Here is a 2,123-nt window from a genome sequence, read left to right as displayed (position 1 = left end):
TGTCTGGGTCATTCATTTGAAAGCACTATTACACTATTGAAGGCCGTCTGAAAAAATCGGTCTCTTAAAGAAATAAACAAATCCTCCCTACCATGACTCCGAAAAGGAACACAATCATGACCGTCATCAAGCAAGAAGACTTTATCCAAAGTATTTTTGACGCTTTCCAATTCATCAGCTACTACCATCCTAAAGACTACATTCAGGCTTTGTATAAGGCTTATCAAAAAGAAGAAAACCCTGCGGCCAAAGATGCGATGGCGCAAATTTTGGTCAATAGCCGTATGTGTGCTGAAGGCCATCGTCCGATTTGTCAGGATACCGGTATTGCGACCGTATTCTTGAAAGTGGGTATGGATGTGCAGTGGGATGCCGAGATGAGCGTACAGGAAATGGTTAACGAAGGCGTACGCCGTGCATACACCTATCCTGACAACAAACTGCGCGCCTCTGTATTGGCTGACCCGGCTGGCAAACGTCAAAATACCAAAGACAACACCCCTGCCGTTGTACATATGGAAATCGTAAAAGGCGACAAAGTTGAAGTCACTTGCGCAGCCAAAGGCGGCGGTTCTGAAAACAAAACCAAAGTTGCCATGCTCAACCCTTCAGACAATATCGTTGATTGGGTATTGAAAACCGTTCCACAAATGGGTGCCGGCTGGTGTCCTCCGGGCATCTTGGGTATCGGTATCGGCGGTACGCCTGAAAAAGCAGTGTTGATGGCAAAAGAAAGTCTGATGAGCCATATCGATATTCAGGAGCTCAAAGAAAAAGCCGATTCCGGTGCAGAATTGTCTACAACCGAATCCCTGCGCTTGGAACTCTACAAAAAAGTAAATGCCTTGGGCATCGGCGCACAAGGTTTGGGCGGTTTGAGCACCGTGCTGGATGTCAAAATCCTTGACTACCCAACCCACGCGGCTTCCAAACCGATTGCCATGATTCCAAACTGCGCGGCTACCCGCCACATCGAATTTGAATTGGACGGCTCAGGCCCGGCCAAACTGGAAACCCCATCTTTGGAAGACTGGCCGGATCTGACTTACAGCCCTGACAACGGTAAACGTGTCGATGTCAACAACCTGACTAAAGAAGAAGTGGCTATATGGAAAACCGGCGACGTGTTGTTGCTGAACGGTAAAATCCTGACCGGCCGCGATGCCGCGCACAAACGTTTGGTTGATATGCTCAACAAAGGCGAAGAATTGCCGGTAGATTTCACCAACAAACTGATTTACTACGTCGGCCCGGTTGATCCAGTCCGTGACGAAGTTGTTGGCCCGGCCGGTCCGACTACTTCCACCCGTATGGATAAATTTACCCGCCAAATGCTGGAACAAACCGGCCTCCTGGGTATGATCGGTAAATCCGAACGCGGCGCAGCGACTTGTCAAGCCATTGCCGATAACAAAGCTGTTTACCTGATGGCTGTCGGCGGCGCGGCATATTTGGTTGCCAAAGCCATTAAAGCATCTAAAGTCTTGGCGTTCCCAGAATTAGGTATGGAAGCGATTTACGAATTTGAAGTCAAAGACATGCCCGTTACCGTTGCGGTGGATAGCAACGGTGAATCGGTTCACGCCATTGCGCCAAAACAATGGCAGGCAAAAATCGGTATTATTCCGGTCGAAGCTTGATATTTGACTGAATAATCAAAGGCCGTCTGAACGATTTCAGACGGCCTTTTTTGCTTGCAAATAATTCAAATGTTTTCAAACAAGTAAATTTCCCTTTCTAAAAAGCACTTGTCAAAATCAGCGTTTGAAACTAAAATTCACGGCTTATCGAGTCGGAGTGTGGCGCAGTCTGGTAGCGCACTTGCATGGGGTGCAAGGGGTCGAAGGTTCGAATCCTTTCACTCCGACCAAAGAATTGGAAAGAGCCGTTTTAAAAACGGCTCTTTTTTCGTTTGGATGATTTATCTGAATAATGTATCCGAATGGATTTTAAAACTTAATACCAATGCCGTCTGAAACAAAACCTGCTTTCTCAAAGCAGGTTTTGTTGTTTATTATAAAGCAGGGCTATTTGGTACTATCTTTCAGCGTGTCTTTATAGGTATAAAGATAAGATGCGCCGACAAAGGATGCGCCACCGACGACATTGCCCAAGAATACGGG

General features: G+C 46.9%; 1 protein-coding gene, 1 tRNA gene and 1 pseudogene. 2 read left to right on the top strand and 1 reads right to left on the bottom strand.

Annotation, left to right across the window (positions count from 1 at the left end; translation table 11 throughout):
* Positions 1-116: 116 nt before the first annotated feature.
* Both ACTHUT_RS18635 and ACTHUT_RS18630 read left to right on the top strand, forming a co-directional pair.
* Positions 117-1,640, top strand: coding sequence for a fumarate hydratase (locus ACTHUT_RS18635; protein WP_250600193.1), 1,524 nt, complete (start codon positions 117-119; stop codon positions 1,638-1,640).
* Between the two features lie 153 nt (positions 1,641-1,793).
* Positions 1,794-1,870 (top strand) — tRNA-Pro (locus ACTHUT_RS18630).
* Between the two features lie 157 nt (positions 1,871-2,027).
* On the opposite strand, the pseudogene ACTHUT_RS18625 reads toward ACTHUT_RS18630, so the two are convergent.
* Positions 2,028-2,123: pseudogene (locus tag ACTHUT_RS18625) on the bottom strand (formate/nitrite transporter family protein); the annotation flags it as partial.

This window comes from Neisseria sp. P0022.S010 (genome assembly GCF_051956635.1).
The sequence above is the reverse complement of the archived record's forward strand: the minus strand, read 5'-3'. Positions and strand labels throughout refer to the sequence as shown.

Coding starts and splice junctions, on each gene's coding strand:
- ACTHUT_RS18635 (WP_250600193.1), top strand. CDS start 117: ATGACCGTCATCAAGCAAGAAGACTTTATCCAAAGTATTTTTGACGCT.